The sequence below is a fragment of the Vibrio alfacsensis genome (assembly GCF_019670485.1).
GTDB classification, from domain to species: Bacteria; Pseudomonadota; Gammaproteobacteria; order Enterobacterales; family Vibrionaceae; genus Vibrio; species Vibrio alfacsensis.
This window is the reverse complement of sequence record NZ_AP024165.1, coordinates 184,496-199,980: the sequence shown is the minus strand read 5'-3', so window position 1 is coordinate 199,980 and position 15,485 is coordinate 184,496. Positions and strand designations below refer to the sequence as shown.

Here is a 15,485-nt window from a genome sequence, read left to right as displayed (position 1 = left end):
GCCATAAGCCATAAGCCATAAGCCACTCTAGCTTATTTAGGCATGAGGTAGTTATCATCAACGGAAATGGCAATCCACTTCCCTTGCCAGTTGCTGAATACCCAAAAATCATCAAGGCGATAGAATGTAATTCGCTGAGGCTCTTCCAAATCTTGGTACCAGATTTCTATACTTTCTGGAGCGGAAAGACGAGGTTTTAGCTGTTCATATTGATCTTGCGAAAGCTCGGTCCCTTTCAACGCTTGCCAGCGCTCGATGATCGCTTGTGCTGGAATGGTTGCTTTAAGGTTTGATTGCCAATCTCCATTTTGCTTTTCTAAATCCCACCCAGAAAAATAAATCGCTTTAACAACATGATCCGTTCTAAGCAAACTTGGATAAGGATCCATTGGTTCATCAATAAGATAGGTTTTGATCCATGTTGGCGCATTTAGGATCACCATAAAGGCAATAATGCTTAATATGAGAATATTATTCCAACGACGACGGCGAGCCGGACTTACGCGCATAGCCACTCCTAATCTCTTGTAGTTAGAGACAAACTACCAAAGAGTGTCAATTTTGACTAGGACATCTGCAACGTCGATATGCAAAGTGAATGTATGCAAACCAGAAATGCACCCAAAGTGCTGCACAAATAAGTCATTTGCAAAAAGCAAAGAGGGATACGAGAGATACGAGAGATACGAGAGAATAAGTTAAGGAATTTCAGATAATAAAAAACCCAGCTCGAAAGCTGGGTTTTTCAATTTGTCAAAGAGACAAAATCAATTACTTGATTTTAGCTTCTTTGTACATAACGTGCTGGCGTACAACTGGATCAAATTTCTTGATCTCAAATTTGCCTGGCATGTTACGCTTGTTCTTATCAGTTGTGTAGAAGTGGCCTGTACCTGCTGAAGATACTAGACGGATTTTCTCACGAACGCCTTTCTTTGCCATTGCCTATTTCCTCTTAAACGTTTTCGCCACGTGCACGGATATCAGCAAGAACAGTATCAATACCTTTCTTGTCGATGATGCGCATACCTTTTGCAGTAAGGCGTAGTTTAACAAAACGTTTTTCGCTCTCTACCCAGAAACGATGAGTTTGTAGGTTCGGCAGAAAACGACGCTTAGTAGCATTTCGTGCGTGTGAACGGTTGTTACCCGTTACTGGACGCTTACCAGTTACTTGGCATACTCGTGACATGAATGTCTTCTCCAAAATCGTTTCAGCTCGATATCAACCTTGGTGGCCGAACCTCTCTATTTCATGAAAGAAGTTTGAGGTTAAGAACCGCTATGGAAAATCCATACAAGGCTATCAAAGGTCGCGCATTATACTAACTTGATATGCATTGCTCAAGACCCGAACAGATCCTTTTTACAGGTTTTCGTGATCTTTTTTTAAACAGCAGATTTTTTCTAGCAGTTCAAGCTGAATTCAGTTAAAAATTTAGTGGCGAGGATGATAGCAGATTTTTAGCAACTAACAACCTAAAAAATGCACAACTATATCCATCCTCTCTCAGCAAAAGAGACGCTCTCCCCATCTCCGATGACGAAATGGTCCAAAATGCGAATATCCACCAGCGCCAATGCATCAATTAACCGACGTGTGATTCGCCTATCGGCTTGACTAGGCTCTGCGACTCCAGAGGGATGATTGTGGGCGAGGATGAGCGCCGCAGCATTATGGTGCAAAGCCCGCTTGACCACTTCTCTTGGATACACAGAGGCTGCATCCAACGTCCCCTCGAATAAAATTTCATCGTTTATGACTCGATGCTGGTTATCCAAAAATAGAACATAAAATGCTTCTCTATGGCGGTCACGCAATATAGAAGACAGATATAACTTCGTTTGAACGGGGTTGGTTAACGCATCACCTCGCTTTAATGTCTCTGCTAAATAACGTTGAGTCATTTCCAATACGGCTTGTAATTGAACATATTTAGCTTGCCCTAATCCTTTATGTTGGCAAAATTCTTTTTCTGTCGCCGAAAATAATTGCCTTAACGTGCCAAAATCTTGAATCAAAAAGTCAGCAAGTTCGATGACATTCATTCCATGCGTTCCTGTACGCAAAAAAATCGCTAATAACTCCGCGTCAGATAACGCTTGGGGGCCACGAGCAAGTAATTTTTCTCTCGGCATGGAATCTACTGGAAAAGATTTCAGAGTCATTAGAACCTCAGGCAAATAAACAAAGCTCCATTCCACCTGAGATCATTAAAAAGTCGAGTGTGCCATCCTCTTTCTTCGTTCAAGTTTTTATTTTTATGTAATCAAGCGGTTCATCAACTACCACCATTTTCGAGTAAGCAATCCCCTCATATAACGTCTTTCTTTTTTCGATGGGTACTCATGCTTACTCAATGTAGAGGTAATCATTTATCTCTATTAGTTTGATTTAGGTAAACCTCTTGACTGATTTGCCTGAGCGATGGGCACGCAACTTATGCTAAAATTCTCGCCAGAAAAATTGGAGATCTCACATGCAAACACTAGCAGGAAAGAAAATTCTACTCGGCATCAGTGGCGGTATTGCTGCCTATAAATGTGCAGAGCTAACCCGTCGCCTAATAGAAAGAGGCGCCCAAGTTCAAGTCGTCATGACCAAAGCGGCAAAAGAGTTCATTACACCTTTGACCATGCAGGCAGTGTCAGGCCGTCCAGTGTCGGATAGCTTACTAGACCCAGCCGCAGAAGCTTCGATGGGTCATATTGAGCTGGCAAAATGGGCTGACCTTGTACTACTTGCGCCAGCCACCGCGGATCTCATTGCGCGCATGTCGGCGGGAATGGGTAATGATTTATTGACTACGCTTGTGCTTGCTACCGATTCACCAGTGGCGGTTTCTCCAGCAATGAATCAACAGATGTACCGCAATGTTGCCACGCAAGAAAACATTGCGACACTCGCGCGCCGTGGTATGCACATTTGGGGACCAGCTGCTGGCGAACAAGCCTGCGGCGATATCGGTCCTGGTCGAATGCTGGAGCCGATGCAATTGGTCAACTTGTGTGAGCAGTTCTTCCAACCAAAGGTATTGAGCGGTCAATCAATTTTGATCACCGCAGGCCCAACGCGTGAAGCTATCGACCCCGTTCGCTACATCACCAATCATAGCTCAGGCAAAATGGGTTACGCATTAGCTAATGCAGCGGCACAAATGGGCGCAAACGTGACCTTAATTAGTGGTCCCGTGAACCTGAACGCACCAGCAGGCGTGAAGCGCATCAACGTTGATAGCGCTCAAGAAATGCACGATGCCGTTATTGCTCACGCCGCTAGTCACGATGCATTCATTAGTTGTGCCGCGGTTGCAGATTATCGTCCGGAAGAAATTGCGTCTCAAAAATTGAAAAAGACCGCAAGCAACGATCACATGACCATCAAAATGGTCAAAAACCCTGATATTGTGGCGACCGTTGCCGCGATGACCAAGCAACGTCTATTTACGGTTGGCTTTGCCGCTGAAACAAACGACGTTGAAACCTATGCTCGCGGTAAATTAGTGAGAAAGAATCTGGATATGATTTGTGCTAACGATGTTTCCGTTGAAGGGCAAGGCTTTAACTGCAGTGATAACGCCATTACTCTATTCTGGCCACAGGGCGAGTTAGCATTGCCGTTAGCATCTAAAGAAGCATTAAGCATCTCCATTTTGGAAAAAATGCACGAACTAATGTCATTACCGCCAGAGGCATAAGGTCGCACTCGGTCTAACTAAAAACTGGCACAATTTTGGTATAAACATGACAAGTGAGGGTGTTAAACCTCCCATTACCCCCTCACGAGTCTAGTTTGATGCCAAAGAGCGTCTTATAATCCCCTGCGCTCAACTTTTTATTTTCAAAGGAAACAACTAATGGCCGGCAGTAAAAAATCCAATCGTCGTGAAGAGATCTTGCAAGCACTCGCACAGATGCTTGAATCTACAGAGGGCGCTTCACGCATTACTACGGCAAAACTGGCAAAACAAGTCGGCGTCTCAGAAGCCGCGTTATATCGCCACTTTCCAAGTAAAGCTCGCATGTTTGAAGGCTTGATTGAGTTTATTGAAGAAGCTTTGATGACTCGAATCAACCGCATTTTAGACGATGAGAAAGACACATTAGAGCGAATTCGTATGGTAATGCACTTGATCCTTGCATTCTCAGAACGTAACCCAGGCCTGACACGCATTCTTTCTGGCCATGCTTTAATGTTTGAAAATGAACGCCTACGTGAACGAATTAACCAATTGTTCGAACGTATTGAAACTCAACTGCGTCAGATCCTACGTGAACGTAAGATCCGTGAGGGCAAATCTTTTCCGGTTGAGGAGCGTATTCTAGCCGCTCAGATCCTTGGACAAGTTGAAGGTAGTTTAAACCGCTTCGTTCGCAGCGACTTTAAATACCAACCTACCGCTAACTTTGATGAGTACTGGGCTCTCCTTAGCGCACAAATCAAGTAGAGACTATGAGTAAAGAAAAATACACGCAACCCGAGTTTTCTCTTTCCCTTCTCCACCCACGCAATTGGGGTGTTTGGCTCGGGTTTGGCTTACTAGCCATTGTGGTCAACATTCTTCCATACCGCTTATTGCTGCCCTTAGGCCGAACCATCGGTCACTTTGGTATGCGTTACGGCAAAAAGCGGGTTCATATTGCCACACGCAACCTTGAATTAGCTTTCCCTGAGAAAACTCAGGAAGAGATCCAACACATCGTTGAAGAAAATTTCAAAAATACCGGAATGGCATTGATTGAAACCGGCATTACTTGGTTTTGGCCAACCTGGCGCTTTAAAAACCTGATCGTCGAAAAAGATCTTGCCGCACTGCGAGAGAAAGCGGCTGAGGGTAAAGGCGTGCTGCTGTGTTGTGTGCATGCTCTGAACTTAGAAATCACGGCACGTGCGTTTGCGGTACTTGGCGTCGCAGGTTACGGAGCGTTTCGACCACACAATAATCCTGCGTACAACTTCATTCAGTATTGGGGGCGCACGCATAACGGCAATAAACTCATCGATCGAAAAGACGTCAAACAGATGATCCGCGTTCTTCGTAGTGGCGAGCGTTTGTTCTACTTACCAGATCACGACTACGGACGTAACAAATCCGTATTTGTGCCTTTCTTCGCAATCGAGGATGCATGTACGACCACTGGTACTAGCATTCTGGCTTACACGTCTAAGTGCGCTATCATTCCGGGCTCTGGCTTCCGCAATAAAGATGGCAAATACGAAATCATCGCTGATAAATGCATCGAAGCTGACTATCCGAAAAAAGACGAAGTCGCGGCAGCGGCCTACATGAACACCTTTGTGGAAGAAGTGATTTTGCGTGCTCCAGAACAATGGATGTGGCTACACAAACGCTACAAGACCATGGCAGATAAGAATGCACCAAAAGGGATTCGGTATAAGTGAGTAGCGTAGATCCTAGGTTTTAAATTTTAGGTCCTAGGATCCTAGAGTCCTAGATGGCGTACGCTAGAAGTTTATGTATCTCATTGGTTCTTGAGAAAGTGGCAGGCATACTGAATACGGGACGCTTCGCTTACAGAACCACATTAACGAAACCTAATCGCGTCATTCCGGACGAGCTCAAGCGAGCATCCGGAATCTACTGTTAGTGGACTATTTAGTTACGGTATATTGCCTTAGAGAAGTCAAACTCGGGCAGTAGATTCTGAATCACGTTCGTTACTCACTGTTCAGAATGACAAGTATTTTCCTTATCACTCAAAAACAGCGTAATCCGTAATCCGTAATCCGTAATCCGTAATCCGTAATCCAAAACATTAGGCCCTAAAACCTAGGATCCTAGGACCTGCTTTTTACCTAGGAACTTTCTTTGCCCCCTAGAACCTTTCTTTCCAAAGGCCTACCTTTTCCCTTAAATGCCGTATTCTGCGCGGTACGCTTTTACTGCTTCTAGGTGCTCTTTGTCTGTACCTTTCTCTTCAAGGAAAGTCACAAGGTCTGTCAGGCTAACGATTGAGATGATTGCACAACCAAAGTCACGCTCTACTTCTTGAATCGCAGACAGCTCACCTTTGCCTTTTTCTTGGCGATCAATGGCCACTAAAACGCCCGCTAAGTCTGCACCGTTCGCTTGAATGATCTCCATTGATTCACGAATAGCCGTACCCGCAGTGATGACGTCGTCCACTAGCATGATTCGACCTTCAAGCGCTGACCCCACAAGGTTGCCACCTTCGCCGTGGTCTTTAGCTTCTTTACGGTTGAAGCAGTAAGGCGTGTCGATGTCGTGGTGATCCGCTAGCGCTACTGCTGTAGTAGTCGCGATTGGAATGCCTTTGTAAGCCGGGCCAAACAGTACATCAAATTCGATGCCTGAGTCAGCAAGCGCTGCCGCGTAAAAACGGCCTAAACGCGCCAGATCACGACCCGTATTGAAAAGACCAGCGTTAAAGAAGTATGGGCTCTTACGGCCTGATTTCAAAGTAAACTCACCAAACTTAAGAACTTGTTTCTCAAGTGCAAACTCAATAAATTCACGCTGGTATGCTTTCATTATTCTCTCTCAATTTTCACTGTGTAAATATAATTCTTACCCTAGGTTCTAGGTTCTAGGTTCTAGGTTCTAGGTTCTAGGTTCTAGGTTCTAGGTTCTAGGTTCTAGCAATAGGCAAAAAAATAGCTTCCTTTCTGGGGAAGCTACTTAAAATAATTAATTTTCTAACGCCGCTTTCTGAGCTGCGACAATTTCCGTAATGCCGATTTTCGCCGACGCTAACAATGCCATCAGCTGCTCATGACTGAACGGTTCACCCTCTGCAGTGCCCTGAATTTCAATCATCTTGCCTTCTTCCGTCATCACCACGTTCATGTCGGTATCGGCTGCTGAATCTTCCACGTACTCAAGGTCACACAGAACATCCTCACCAAGCAGACCGACAGAAACGGCCGCTACGTGACCTTTCATTGGGTTTGCTTTTAGTTTGCCACTATCAATCAGGTGTTGGAACGCGTCGGCCATCGCCACGCTTGCACCACTAATAGAAGCAGTACGAGTACCGCCATCAGCTTGGATAACATCACAGTCAACCGTGATCATAAACTCACCCATCGCTTTCAAATCGACAACAGCTCGTAAGCTACGTGCGATAAGACGTTGGATTTCCATCGTACGGCCACCTTGTTTACCGTTCGCGGCTTCACGGCGAGTACGTGAGTGGGTCGCACGAGGTAGCATGCCATATTCCGCCGTGATCCAGCCTTTACCTTGGCCTTTTAACCAACGAGGCACAGATTCTTCTACGGTCGCATTACACAACACTTTGGTGTTACCGAACTCAACTAACACTGAACCCTCAGCGTAAGCCGTGTAGTTACGAGTAATTTTGATTGGGCGAACTTGGTCCGCCTTGCGATCGTTTGGACGCATGGGCATCTACCTTAATTAATGAGGAGAAGACGATTTGGTTGGGCGCAGATTATAACGGAATCGTTTAAATAAAGCTATCTGGTCGAGCAGGCCGCAGATTCTCAAAGCGACTCACCTCTTGCTGTGCTACTATTGCGGAGTAATTTTCAGCAAAATTTAAGACAGGAAAATTCAATGATTTACAGTATGACCGCGTATGCACGCAAAGAAGTAAAAAGCGATTGGGGCTCTGCAGTATGGGAAATCCGCAGTGTAAACCAGCGTTATCTAGAAACTTACTTCCGCATGCCAGAACAGTTTCGTGCACTTGAGCCAGTATTGCGTGAGCGTTTCCGTAAGCGTCTTGCTCGCGGTAAAGTAGAATGCAGCTTGCGTTTTGAAGCAAACCCTGCAGCAAAAGCGGAACTCAGCATCAATGAAGCATTAGCTCAACAGGTGATTAAAGCTGCAGAGCAAGTGATGCACATGACAGGTGAACTTAGCCGCATCAACCCATTCCAAGTGATGCAATGGCCTGGAGTGATGGAAACACCTGAACAAAACATGGATGAAATTAACAAACAACTGCTTAGTGCATTTGACGAAGCGATTGACGAATTCATCGAAGCTCGTGGACGCGAAGGCGATAATATGAAAGCGCTGATCGAACAACGCTTGGAAGCGATTACGTCAGAGGTTGTGAAAGTTCGTGCTCGTATGCCTGAAATCCTAGAGTGGCAACGTGAGCGTCTATTCTCTAAGTTTGAAGATGCAAAAGTAGAACTCGACCCTTCACGTGTAGAGCAAGAGCTGATTCTGTTGGCACAAAAATCAGACGTAGCAGAAGAGCTCGATCGTCTTGATTCTCATGTGAAAGAAACCACGAATATCCTGAAAAAAGGTGGCTCTGTGGGTCGTCGTTTGGATTTCATGATGCAAGAATTCAACCGTGAATCGAACACGCTAGCATCAAAATCGATCAGCACCGATATCACCGCGTCTGGTGTTGAGCTGAAAGTTCTGATCGAGCAAATGAGAGAGCAAATTCAGAATATAGAATAAGGTTTGTGAGAGCTCTTACAATCATCAATTTTTTATAGATGGTAACTTTATTTAATCTCAACCGTGGTCAAATTAGATTGAGCACGGTTTAGACTAAATGTTCGCCTTTTAATGCAAGATTACTAACCAATGGGGTTTGAATCTGTATCAGGGGTAGTATTCACAAAACTACCACGAAGTTCAGACTCTTTAATAGAATCAATAACGTATTGAGGTCTTGCTTTCACTTCAGTATATATACGTCCTACATATTCTCCAAGAATGCCTATAGTTATTAATTGAACACCTCCAAGAAAAACCATCACTGTCATAAGAGATGCGTACCCTGGAACATCAATACTAAATAGCAATTTTTGCAAAATAATAGATATTCCATAAATAATTGATAAGAAAGAAATTCCGAAACCGACATAACTAGCCAATTTTAGTGGTGACGTACTAAAATTAGTAATTCCCTCTACTGCTAAGTTTAACAGCTTCAATGTATTGAATTTTGTTGTCCCTGCACATCGTTCAGGCCTCTTATATTCTACAATCACCGGTTCAAACCCGGGCCACGAAAGAAGACCTTTCATAAATAGGTTTCTTTCTTGCAAGCTGATAATGATATCGACAATTCGTCTATCCATTAGACGAAAGTCACCAACATTTTCTTCTATCTTTGAATGAGATAAAGCATTGTGCACTTTATAGAAGTAGTTTGCTGTTACTCGTTTCATCCAATGGTCTCGACTTCTATCAGCCCTCTTTGCCAAAACAATCTTCGCGCCACTTTCCCATTCATGAAACATAGTTTCAATTAGCTCAATAGGGTCTTGGAGATCGACATCCATTGGAATCACAATATCACCACGACTGTGCTCTAAACCACAAAATAATGCTGGCTCTTTGCCAAAATTACGAGAAAAATTAATTAGACGAACATTAGAATCTTGCTCAACTAGTTTTCCTATCAATGGCGCAGTTTTATCTGAACTACCGTCATTAACAAAGACAATTTCAACATTTTTAGTTTTTAGGAAACAATCATTTCTAGCTGCATGATAAAATGTTTCAACAGTTTCTTGTTCATTAAAAACGGGAACAACAAGAGAAATAAGCATCATTTTTCCTTTTTAAAAAGAAATTTAGAGAATCTATAACCAATAACCAAACTCATTGAAGAGAAAGTAATTAATGAAAGCACTGATGGTAACATCAAGTAGTCACCAAGATAACCAATCAAATAACTTAGTAAGCCCATAAATATTACATAAATAGCGTAATCCATTAGCTTATATTTTGCTTTAAACGTAATTTTTGTATTTATAATATAGGAACACGATACAGCCAAGCTAAATGCAATAAGATTACTAGCGCCCTGGGAATAACCAAAACTAATAAGAAAAAAAAAGGTAATAAAGTGTACAGCAGTATTAAAAATACCGACTAAAGTATAACGTGTGAACATTATTTATATTTCTATTTTTTTAGTGTCATAAGGTATTCGATATATTCTATAATCGAAACATACTGTGTGGGACTATACTGAATAGTGCTATTTATTCCATAATATTGGGAGAAACAATTGTTCGCAAAGTTACTCTCTTCTGATGACAGCATTCCCCAATCATAAAAATTCTTTGATTTTAGCATCTTGTAATCATTGTCTATTATTAGATCATCTTCATTCGACAAGGCCGATAATGGCTCCATCACTAAGGCATTATTAGTCACTCGCAAACCAATTGTTTGAATAGAAGTTAAAAATAAAACCCACACGAACAAAGGTATAAATACGATTTTCTTAACTTTAGAACTCCATAATAGATTAACAAAAGTAGATAAGATAAGTGCGCATAATACACAAGCAGTAAAATATGCTCGCCGTGTTGGAATAACCCCTACGCTGTAAGCCGATACATCAACAATAAGAATACAGTGAAGGAATATAAGCATACTAACGATAGATTTATTTTCAACATTACTATTTGACTTTATAATAAATGCTAGTGCAATAACAGAAACAATAAAGTTAGAAAATAGAATGGTCGCCCCCAAAGCTTCACCAGATGGTGGCAATTCATTCGAGAACAATAATACTGTTAATAAACTTAAAGTCCCCAAATACCCCAATACCCATTGGAGAAAACTAATCGGCATAAAGCGATGTTCAGATTGATATTTAAAAACAATGTATGTACAAGCGATAGATGCAAGTGCGATAAAATAGTTAGTTCTATTCATCGATTTACCGAGAGCATCTAAATAATGTGATGCTAATGTATTAAGCTCTAATGTGTACAACCATGTAATTAATTGCCCAAGAGAAACATATTCATCAAACCCTTGCGATCTAACAGATGTACCAGGTGCAGTATAAAGCACAAAGAAACCCAGCATATAAAAGAAAACCGGAATAATAAAGCGCAACTTGCTAGGTTGATGAGTTATTTTTCGATAAGTAAGTATTGATAGATGAATAAGGCAACCTAGTGCACCTAAATCAAAGCTACTCATACCAGCCATAAAACTCAAGATACAAAATATAACTACAACTAATAGGTTAGAGCGTTCATACCAACCAGTAATACCTGCATAATAGTATCTATAAACGACAAAATGAAGCAAACAAAAGGCCAATGACCAAGCATAGTTCATAGCACCTGCACGCCATAAAAAAACAGCACCAAAAGTCGTGAACAATGACAACAACGTAAAAAATGAAAGAATAAACAAACTATCATCTTTCGTTGTACCTTGACGAGCAAACAAAAGAGGGAAAATAGTACTCAAGATTACAGCAAAAATAAGCGTGTTAACTATAGCAAAAGAGGTTCCATTTAAGCCCGTAAAAAAGATAGATAATAGTTCTCCAACTCGAGCATTCCATGTCATATAAGAATGAATTACAGCATCGAAATTTCCTGGAGACAATAAATGGCAAAAGTCATCTGAAATTAAAGGAAACACAAGATTAAGGAACAACATAAAGATGGTAATAAATGCCGTTGTGACAAAGTACTGGTTTCGAATTAAGTTAGTCATATTCACGTAAAGTTCATTTCTGAGGTCTGGAAGATAGTACGTGAAATCAATCCTGTTTACTAGAAGGTAACGTTTGCTTTCACTTTAAACATTGGCATAACTCCAAAACAATAGTGTTGGCCGCCCCCCTTATTTTTCTTTACCTATCCCTTAATATTCAAAGTGTTAAAATAAGATTGCTTAGTTAGGTATCGCTTTTTCATTGATAAGTATTAGAGTTAAAGAGAAAGAGGCAACTCGAAGAACTTCCTATTTCCCGAAAAACCAAAGGACATCCAATGAAAAAAATAATCACCATACTCATCAGCAGTTTAGTGCTGTCTGCTTCTGTCCTAGCTTCAGAGAACACCATTGATCAACAAGGCATGTTAGCCACTAGCGGTGGATTTGACGGCCCAACTCAAAACGATACGCTGAATACTGTCGAAGATGTCATGAACGCAGATTGGTTAGTTGATGGTAACAAAGTCACTCTTATCGGCCATATCACCATGTCGTTAGGCCACGAGCAGTACACCTTTGCAGATAAAACAGGGAACATGACCATTAAGATTGATGATGACGAGTGGGACGGACAAAATGTCACGCCAAACGACAAAGTGAAAATTGTCGGTGAAATTGAAAAAAATGACAGTGCAAATGCCGTCGATGTGGATTGGGTTCGAATTCTTAACAAGCGTTAAGTATTTTCCTAGCTGATTCAAATAACCTAATGAAGCCCTAAATCCAGTGCGGTTTAGGGCTTCATTTTATGAGTCTGCATCTGTTGGCCAATTCAGATGCCCATTTACTTATCCCTCAAATAGGAGTGAACCGAAAATCGTCACCGGTGGGTTCTCTTATTGGCAAGTCTCTAAACTATTTAATATTACCACCAATGTGCTGAATACATACTCGGCTATAAGCATTGAGTTTCTTCATACAATGTTCACATACCATTATTTCCCTCTCTTGAGATTTCACTCGAAAGCGTTGCCAGAAATGAGGTTCCGCTTTGGTCACAAAAATACCGCCCAGTAATGGCAGTAAAAGGGCACCAGATACCAACGACAGGCTGTTGCCTGCAATCCATGTTGATAGGCTTAGCGCAATCAATGGGAAAAAGAGAAAGCAGATCGATGCTGTAAACGGCGTCGAAACTTGCCCCAACTTAAAATAGGCCACAATGCCGCCGACACTGGCAAACATACCGAGATAAATCACAGCGGTAATCGAATCCATCGAGAACTGAGAAATGTCTGGCTGCTCGACAATCAATGAGGTAATAAACAGCAGCGCTGAGGCAACAAAACTTGGAAAGGCGTTGTATGTAAGCACCGGAATGCCTTTACAGAACTTCTCAACAAATACATACATCACCGCATGCATAATGACTGCGCCACCTAAAGCGAGAAAACCGAATATATAATCCTCTCCACCTAAACTCATTTCTTTCACTAAAATCAGAATTAAACTGAGCACTGCAACCAAAAGTCCAGCAATCTGAGATTTACGTAACCGGAGTCCAAGAAACAAGCTCGAGGTCACCATGACCGCAATGGGCATATTGGCAAAGATGATCGAAGCAAGACCCGATGAAATGTATTGCTCTCCAAAAATCATCAAGGTAAACGGTATCGCGAAATAGAAGACCGCGACAACGAACATCCAAAACATTTTTCCTTTAGGGAAAAAGAGCGGCTGTTTAAGATGATGAGCAAGCATGATTAATAATGGGGCAGCGATCAGAAAGCGCAGTCCGGTCGCAAAGATGGGCGGAATAGTTTGCACAGCCACCTCCATCGCAAACCAAGTAGTACCCCAAATCAAGCACACAGATACAAACAATATGATTGGTAGGTGTTTATACGTCATGATGGCCTCCCGCTTGTCGAGTGTTAACAAGGTTTAGCAGGCGCGCGGCAAGGTGCTCAGTACGAGCAATTAGTTTGGTTTTCATTTTTCATTCCCATCACAGGATGGTGCAAATAGAGAGCTATTTACACGCGTAACAAATTCGCACGACATTACGTGCAGTAACATTGTTGGCAGCGAGATGCTGCGAGATAGGAATTAAGCTATCGGAGGACGATAGTGAGAGTGCATGTCTGCACTGTTGTAGAGCACAGTTTTGCTTACCGCCAGTTCATCTCTGTACGGAGCTTCATAAGATCGCAGGTGAGTTTCTACTACTGCGCTACCCGATGCATGACCATGAGAACAACACTGCTTTTCAAAGCATGTTCCGCCCGGTTCGCAACAACCCGGCTCATCCTGTGTTGCGGCGCTAAAGGTCAAATCGCAATAGCTGATATGCAAAGACTCAGTCGTCGTGGTGTGATTCACCGTTGATGGTATTTCTGCGCGAGCAATACCGCTTGAAAGCACAAATGCAATCAAGACACTCAGCAGAAAATAAATTGTCGATGTGCTTTTCGCTCGCATCACAATATCTCATCAAACGGGTGAAAAAGGTTAGTGTGAAGATACTCATCAATCAGGCAAGAAACAAGATGGCTTGAGATGACTTTACACTTTTTTACCCCCAAGCCATTTAATTGTGATTTCACGCCACATAAAAACGAAGCCTCACTCAGGGCGAGGTTTAACATTATTCATCTTTTTCAGCGGTTTGATTATCGATATACGGCCAATAATGATGACCGACTCGGATAACCAAGGTTGCAGCAGCCAGAATAAACGCCGCTAACGAGAGCCACACTATCATGACAGAGTCGAGCTCTTTCATACCAAGCGTAATGTAGCGAGCAATGGCCATCATGGCGATGTAGATCGGGTATCGAACCGGTATCTTACCGTTCATCACAAACTGTCCGACCATAGCGAACACTTCCAAATAAATGAACATCAATAGGATGTCATCGAGTGCAACACGCTTTTGCACATAAATGTGGATAAACTCTTCCACCATCGCCCACACCGTGGCCAGCGTAATGGCAACCAAAAGTACGGCTTCAAGCAGATGAAATATTTTCAGAAATGGACGACTGAATGATTTAGGTAAATGGGACGGCATTGCAAACTATCCAAACAAATCAGGGAGTAAACTTCGATTGTAGCACGTGAAGTTGAGTTCGATGAATACTGACGCGGAAGCTAAGATCAAAAACGCTCCGAATGATGCGGAGCGTTTCTATTTAGATAAAACGTTATTTACTTGGTGGCGTTACGCCACTTGCTGCTTTTTTTCTGCCACGCGTTTTTTCTTACGATACTTAGGGTGCGTGATCGGAATCGCAGACAGAAGCTTCTTGGTGTAATCGTTTTGAGGGTTTGCGTAAATTTCTCTCGCATTACCCGCCTCTACCACTTTGCCAAAATACATCACTGCCACTTTATCAGACACATGCTTCACCACTGATAAGTCATGGGAGATAAAGATGATTGCTAGATTCATCTCTTGCTGCAGTTGCAATAACAAGTTTAGGATTTGCGCCTGAACTGATACGTCCAACGCTGACACCGACTCATCACAAATCAGCAGTTTAGGCTTAAGGGCAATCGCTCGAGCAATACCAATACGCTGGCGCTGACCACCAGAAAATTCATGCGGATAACGGTTAACGGCCGTTTCTGGCAAACCGACTTTGACCAGCAGTTCTTTTACCCACTGCTTGCGCTCTGCCGGTGTACCAATCTTGTGAATCACAAATGGTTCTTCGAGAATCATGCCGATCGTATGGCGCTGATTGAGCGACTCCATTGGATCTTGAAAGACAATCTGCATATCTTTACGCAGTGGACGCATGCCCTTGACGGATAACTTGGTGATGTCTTTTCCCTCAAAGAAAATTTGCCCCTCTGTCGGCTCATACAACTTTAAAATTGTGCGACCTAAGGTACTTTTCCCGCAACCAGACTCACCCACGAGACCAAGCGTTTCTCCCTCACTGACCGACAGCGATACACCATCTACCGCCTTAATCGTATAACCTTTCTTAAACAGCCCCTTTCCAGATACAAAGTGCTGCTTAAGATTTTCAATTCTTAATACTTCTTTTGCCATAACATCCTCTTTTATGACTTGTT

General features: G+C 42.5%; 18 protein-coding genes. 5 read left to right on the top strand and 13 right to left on the bottom strand.

What is annotated here, in order from left to right; all coding sequences use genetic code 11:
• Window positions 1-32 precede the first annotated feature (32 nt).
• From VA249_RS00925 to radC, 4 genes are all read right to left on the bottom strand, one after another.
• Entirely contained in the window at window positions 33-509 is a 477-nt protein-coding gene (locus VA249_RS00925; protein ID WP_221068505.1) for a hypothetical protein, read from the bottom strand.
• Window positions 510-771: 262 nt separating this feature from the next.
• A complete protein-coding gene (rpmG, locus tag VA249_RS00920; protein WP_004410866.1) occupies window positions 772-942 on the bottom strand; it encodes a 50S ribosomal protein L33 in 171 nt (56 codons plus the stop codon).
• A gap of 13 nt (window positions 943-955) precedes the next feature.
• Window positions 956-1,192 (bottom strand): 50S ribosomal protein L28, encoded by a 237-nt coding sequence (gene rpmB, locus VA249_RS00915; protein ID WP_005467944.1) that lies wholly within the window; start codon window positions 1,190-1,192, stop codon window positions 956-958.
• A gap of 302 nt (window positions 1,193-1,494) precedes the next feature.
• The gene (gene radC, locus VA249_RS00910; protein ID WP_211916520.1) at window positions 1,495-2,169 is read right to left on the bottom strand and encodes a RadC family protein; all 675 of its coding nucleotides are present in this window, start codon (window positions 2,167-2,169) and stop codon (window positions 1,495-1,497) included.
• 311 nt (window positions 2,170-2,480) lie between these two features.
• Between radC and coaBC the strand changes: the two genes are divergently transcribed.
• The 3 genes from coaBC to VA249_RS00895 all read left to right on the top strand — a co-directional run bounded on the left by coaBC (window position 2,481) and on the right by VA249_RS00895 (window position 5,404).
• The gene (gene coaBC / locus VA249_RS00905; protein ID WP_221068504.1) at window positions 2,481-3,698 is read left to right on the top strand and encodes a bifunctional phosphopantothenoylcysteine decarboxylase/phosphopantothenate--cysteine ligase CoaBC; all 1,218 of its coding nucleotides are present in this window, start codon (window positions 2,481-2,483) and stop codon (window positions 3,696-3,698) included.
• Between the two features lie 159 nt (window positions 3,699-3,857).
• Window positions 3,858-4,448, top strand: a complete 591-nt coding sequence (gene slmA, locus VA249_RS00900; protein WP_043046348.1) for a nucleoid occlusion factor SlmA — start codon at window positions 3,858-3,860, stop codon at window positions 4,446-4,448.
• A 5-nt stretch (window positions 4,449-4,453) separates the two neighbouring features.
• Entirely contained in the window at window positions 4,454-5,404 is a 951-nt protein-coding gene (locus VA249_RS00895) for a Kdo(2)-lipid IV(A) acyltransferase (RefSeq protein WP_221068503.1), read from the top strand.
• A 469-nt stretch (window positions 5,405-5,873) separates the two neighbouring features.
• Here the strand turns inward: VA249_RS00895 and pyrE are convergent, their stop codons facing one another.
• Both pyrE and rph read right to left on the bottom strand, forming a co-directional pair.
• Window positions 5,874-6,515 carry an orotate phosphoribosyltransferase gene (gene pyrE, locus VA249_RS00890; protein ID WP_128811962.1) on the bottom strand — a complete coding sequence of 214 codons (642 nt, stop codon included), beginning with the start codon at window positions 6,513-6,515 and terminating at the stop codon, window positions 5,874-5,876.
• A 156-nt stretch (window positions 6,516-6,671) separates the two neighbouring features.
• Window positions 6,672-7,388 carry a ribonuclease PH gene (gene rph / locus VA249_RS00885; protein WP_128811964.1) on the bottom strand — a complete coding sequence of 239 codons (717 nt, stop codon included), beginning with the start codon at window positions 7,386-7,388 and terminating at the stop codon, window positions 6,672-6,674.
• A gap of 174 nt (window positions 7,389-7,562) precedes the next feature.
• Between rph and VA249_RS00880 the strand changes: the two genes are divergently transcribed.
• A complete protein-coding gene (locus VA249_RS00880; protein WP_128811966.1) occupies window positions 7,563-8,429 on the top strand; it encodes a YicC/YloC family endoribonuclease in 867 nt (288 codons plus the stop codon).
• Between the two features lie 122 nt (window positions 8,430-8,551).
• Here the strand turns inward: VA249_RS00880 and VA249_RS00875 are convergent, their stop codons facing one another.
• Genes VA249_RS00875 through VA249_RS00865 form a run of 3 tightly spaced genes read right to left on the bottom strand, consistent with a single transcriptional unit; the run spans window position 8,552 to window position 11,456 of the window.
• On the bottom strand, window positions 8,552-9,535 hold the full coding sequence (locus VA249_RS00875; RefSeq protein ID WP_420864269.1) for a glycosyltransferase family 2 protein: 984 nt from the start codon (window positions 9,533-9,535) through the stop codon (window positions 8,552-8,554).
• The gene (locus tag VA249_RS00870; protein WP_221068502.1) at window positions 9,532-9,879 is read right to left on the bottom strand and encodes a GtrA family protein; all 348 of its coding nucleotides are present in this window, start codon (window positions 9,877-9,879) and stop codon (window positions 9,532-9,534) included. Before VA249_RS00870 ends, VA249_RS00875 begins: the two co-directional genes overlap by 4 nt.
• An 11-nt stretch (window positions 9,880-9,890) precedes the next feature.
• Window positions 9,891-11,456, bottom strand: coding sequence for a DUF6056 family protein (locus VA249_RS00865; RefSeq protein ID WP_221069764.1), 1,566 nt, complete (start codon window positions 11,454-11,456; stop codon window positions 9,891-9,893).
• A 278-nt stretch (window positions 11,457-11,734) separates the two neighbouring features.
• On the opposite strand from VA249_RS00865, the gene VA249_RS00860 reads away from it, so the two are divergent.
• Window positions 11,735-12,139, top strand: a complete 405-nt coding sequence (locus tag VA249_RS00860; protein ID WP_221068501.1) for a YgiW/YdeI family stress tolerance OB fold protein — start codon at window positions 11,735-11,737, stop codon at window positions 12,137-12,139.
• A 175-nt stretch (window positions 12,140-12,314) separates the two neighbouring features.
• Here VA249_RS00860 and VA249_RS00855 read toward each other — a convergent pair whose 3' ends face one another.
• The 4 genes from VA249_RS00855 to VA249_RS00840 all read right to left on the bottom strand — a co-directional run bounded on the left by VA249_RS00855 (window position 12,315) and on the right by VA249_RS00840 (window position 15,462).
• Window positions 12,315-13,310, bottom strand: a complete 996-nt coding sequence (locus tag VA249_RS00855; protein WP_221068500.1) for a DMT family transporter — start codon at window positions 13,308-13,310, stop codon at window positions 12,315-12,317.
• Window positions 13,311-13,508: 198 nt separating this feature from the next.
• Window positions 13,509-13,880 (bottom strand): hypothetical protein, encoded by a 372-nt coding sequence (locus tag VA249_RS00850; RefSeq protein WP_221068499.1) that lies wholly within the window; start codon window positions 13,878-13,880, stop codon window positions 13,509-13,511.
• A gap of 166 nt (window positions 13,881-14,046) precedes the next feature.
• Entirely contained in the window at window positions 14,047-14,472 is a 426-nt protein-coding gene (locus VA249_RS00845) for a phosphate-starvation-inducible protein PsiE (protein ID WP_221068498.1), read from the bottom strand.
• 150 nt (window positions 14,473-14,622) lie between these two features.
• The gene (locus VA249_RS00840) at window positions 14,623-15,462 is read right to left on the bottom strand and encodes an ABC transporter ATP-binding protein (RefSeq protein WP_128811974.1); all 840 of its coding nucleotides are present in this window, start codon (window positions 15,460-15,462) and stop codon (window positions 14,623-14,625) included.
• Window positions 15,463-15,485 lie beyond the last annotated feature (23 nt).

Bases quoted from the DNA above. Each gene is read 5' to 3' on its own strand.
- rph (WP_128811964.1), bottom strand. From the start codon at position 7,388: ATGCGTCCAAACGATCGCAAGGCGGACCAAGTTCGCCCAATCAAAATT.
- VA249_RS00895 (WP_221068503.1), top strand. From the start codon at position 4,454: ATGAGTAAAGAAAAATACACGCAACCCGAGTTTTCTCTTTCCCTTCTC.
- VA249_RS00865 (WP_221069764.1), bottom strand. From the start codon at position 11,456: ATGACTAACTTAATTCGAAACCAGTACTTTGTCACAACGGCATTTATT.
- VA249_RS00875 (WP_420864269.1), bottom strand. From the start codon at position 9,535: ATGATGCTTATTTCTCTTGTTGTTCCCGTTTTTAATGAACAAGAAACT.
- pyrE (WP_128811962.1), bottom strand. From the start codon at position 6,515: ATGAAAGCATACCAGCGTGAATTTATTGAGTTTGCACTTGAGAAACAA.
- radC (WP_211916520.1), bottom strand. From the start codon at position 2,169: ATGACTCTGAAATCTTTTCCAGTAGATTCCATGCCGAGAGAAAAATTA.
- VA249_RS00925 (WP_221068505.1), bottom strand. From the start codon at position 509: ATGCGCGTAAGTCCGGCTCGCCGTCGTCGTTGGAATAATATTCTCATA.
- VA249_RS00850 (WP_221068499.1), bottom strand. From the start codon at position 13,880: ATGCGAGCGAAAAGCACATCGACAATTTATTTTCTGCTGAGTGTCTTG.
- rpmG (WP_004410866.1), bottom strand. From the start codon at position 942: ATGGCAAAGAAAGGCGTTCGTGAGAAAATCCGTCTAGTATCTTCAGCA.
- VA249_RS00840 (WP_128811974.1), bottom strand. From the start codon at position 15,462: ATGGCAAAAGAAGTATTAAGAATTGAAAATCTTAAGCAGCACTTTGTA.
- VA249_RS00855 (WP_221068500.1), bottom strand. From the start codon at position 13,310: ATGACGTATAAACACCTACCAATCATATTGTTTGTATCTGTGTGCTTG.
- VA249_RS00880 (WP_128811966.1), top strand. From the start codon at position 7,563: ATGATTTACAGTATGACCGCGTATGCACGCAAAGAAGTAAAAAGCGAT.
- VA249_RS00860 (WP_221068501.1), top strand. From the start codon at position 11,735: ATGAAAAAAATAATCACCATACTCATCAGCAGTTTAGTGCTGTCTGCT.
- rpmB (WP_005467944.1), bottom strand. From the start codon at position 1,192: ATGTCACGAGTATGCCAAGTAACTGGTAAGCGTCCAGTAACGGGTAAC.
- VA249_RS00870 (WP_221068502.1), bottom strand. From the start codon at position 9,879: ATGTTCACACGTTATACTTTAGTCGGTATTTTTAATACTGCTGTACAC.
- slmA (WP_043046348.1), top strand. From the start codon at position 3,858: ATGGCCGGCAGTAAAAAATCCAATCGTCGTGAAGAGATCTTGCAAGCA.
- coaBC (WP_221068504.1), top strand. From the start codon at position 2,481: ATGCAAACACTAGCAGGAAAGAAAATTCTACTCGGCATCAGTGGCGGT.
- VA249_RS00845 (WP_221068498.1), bottom strand. From the start codon at position 14,472: ATGCCGTCCCATTTACCTAAATCATTCAGTCGTCCATTTCTGAAAATA.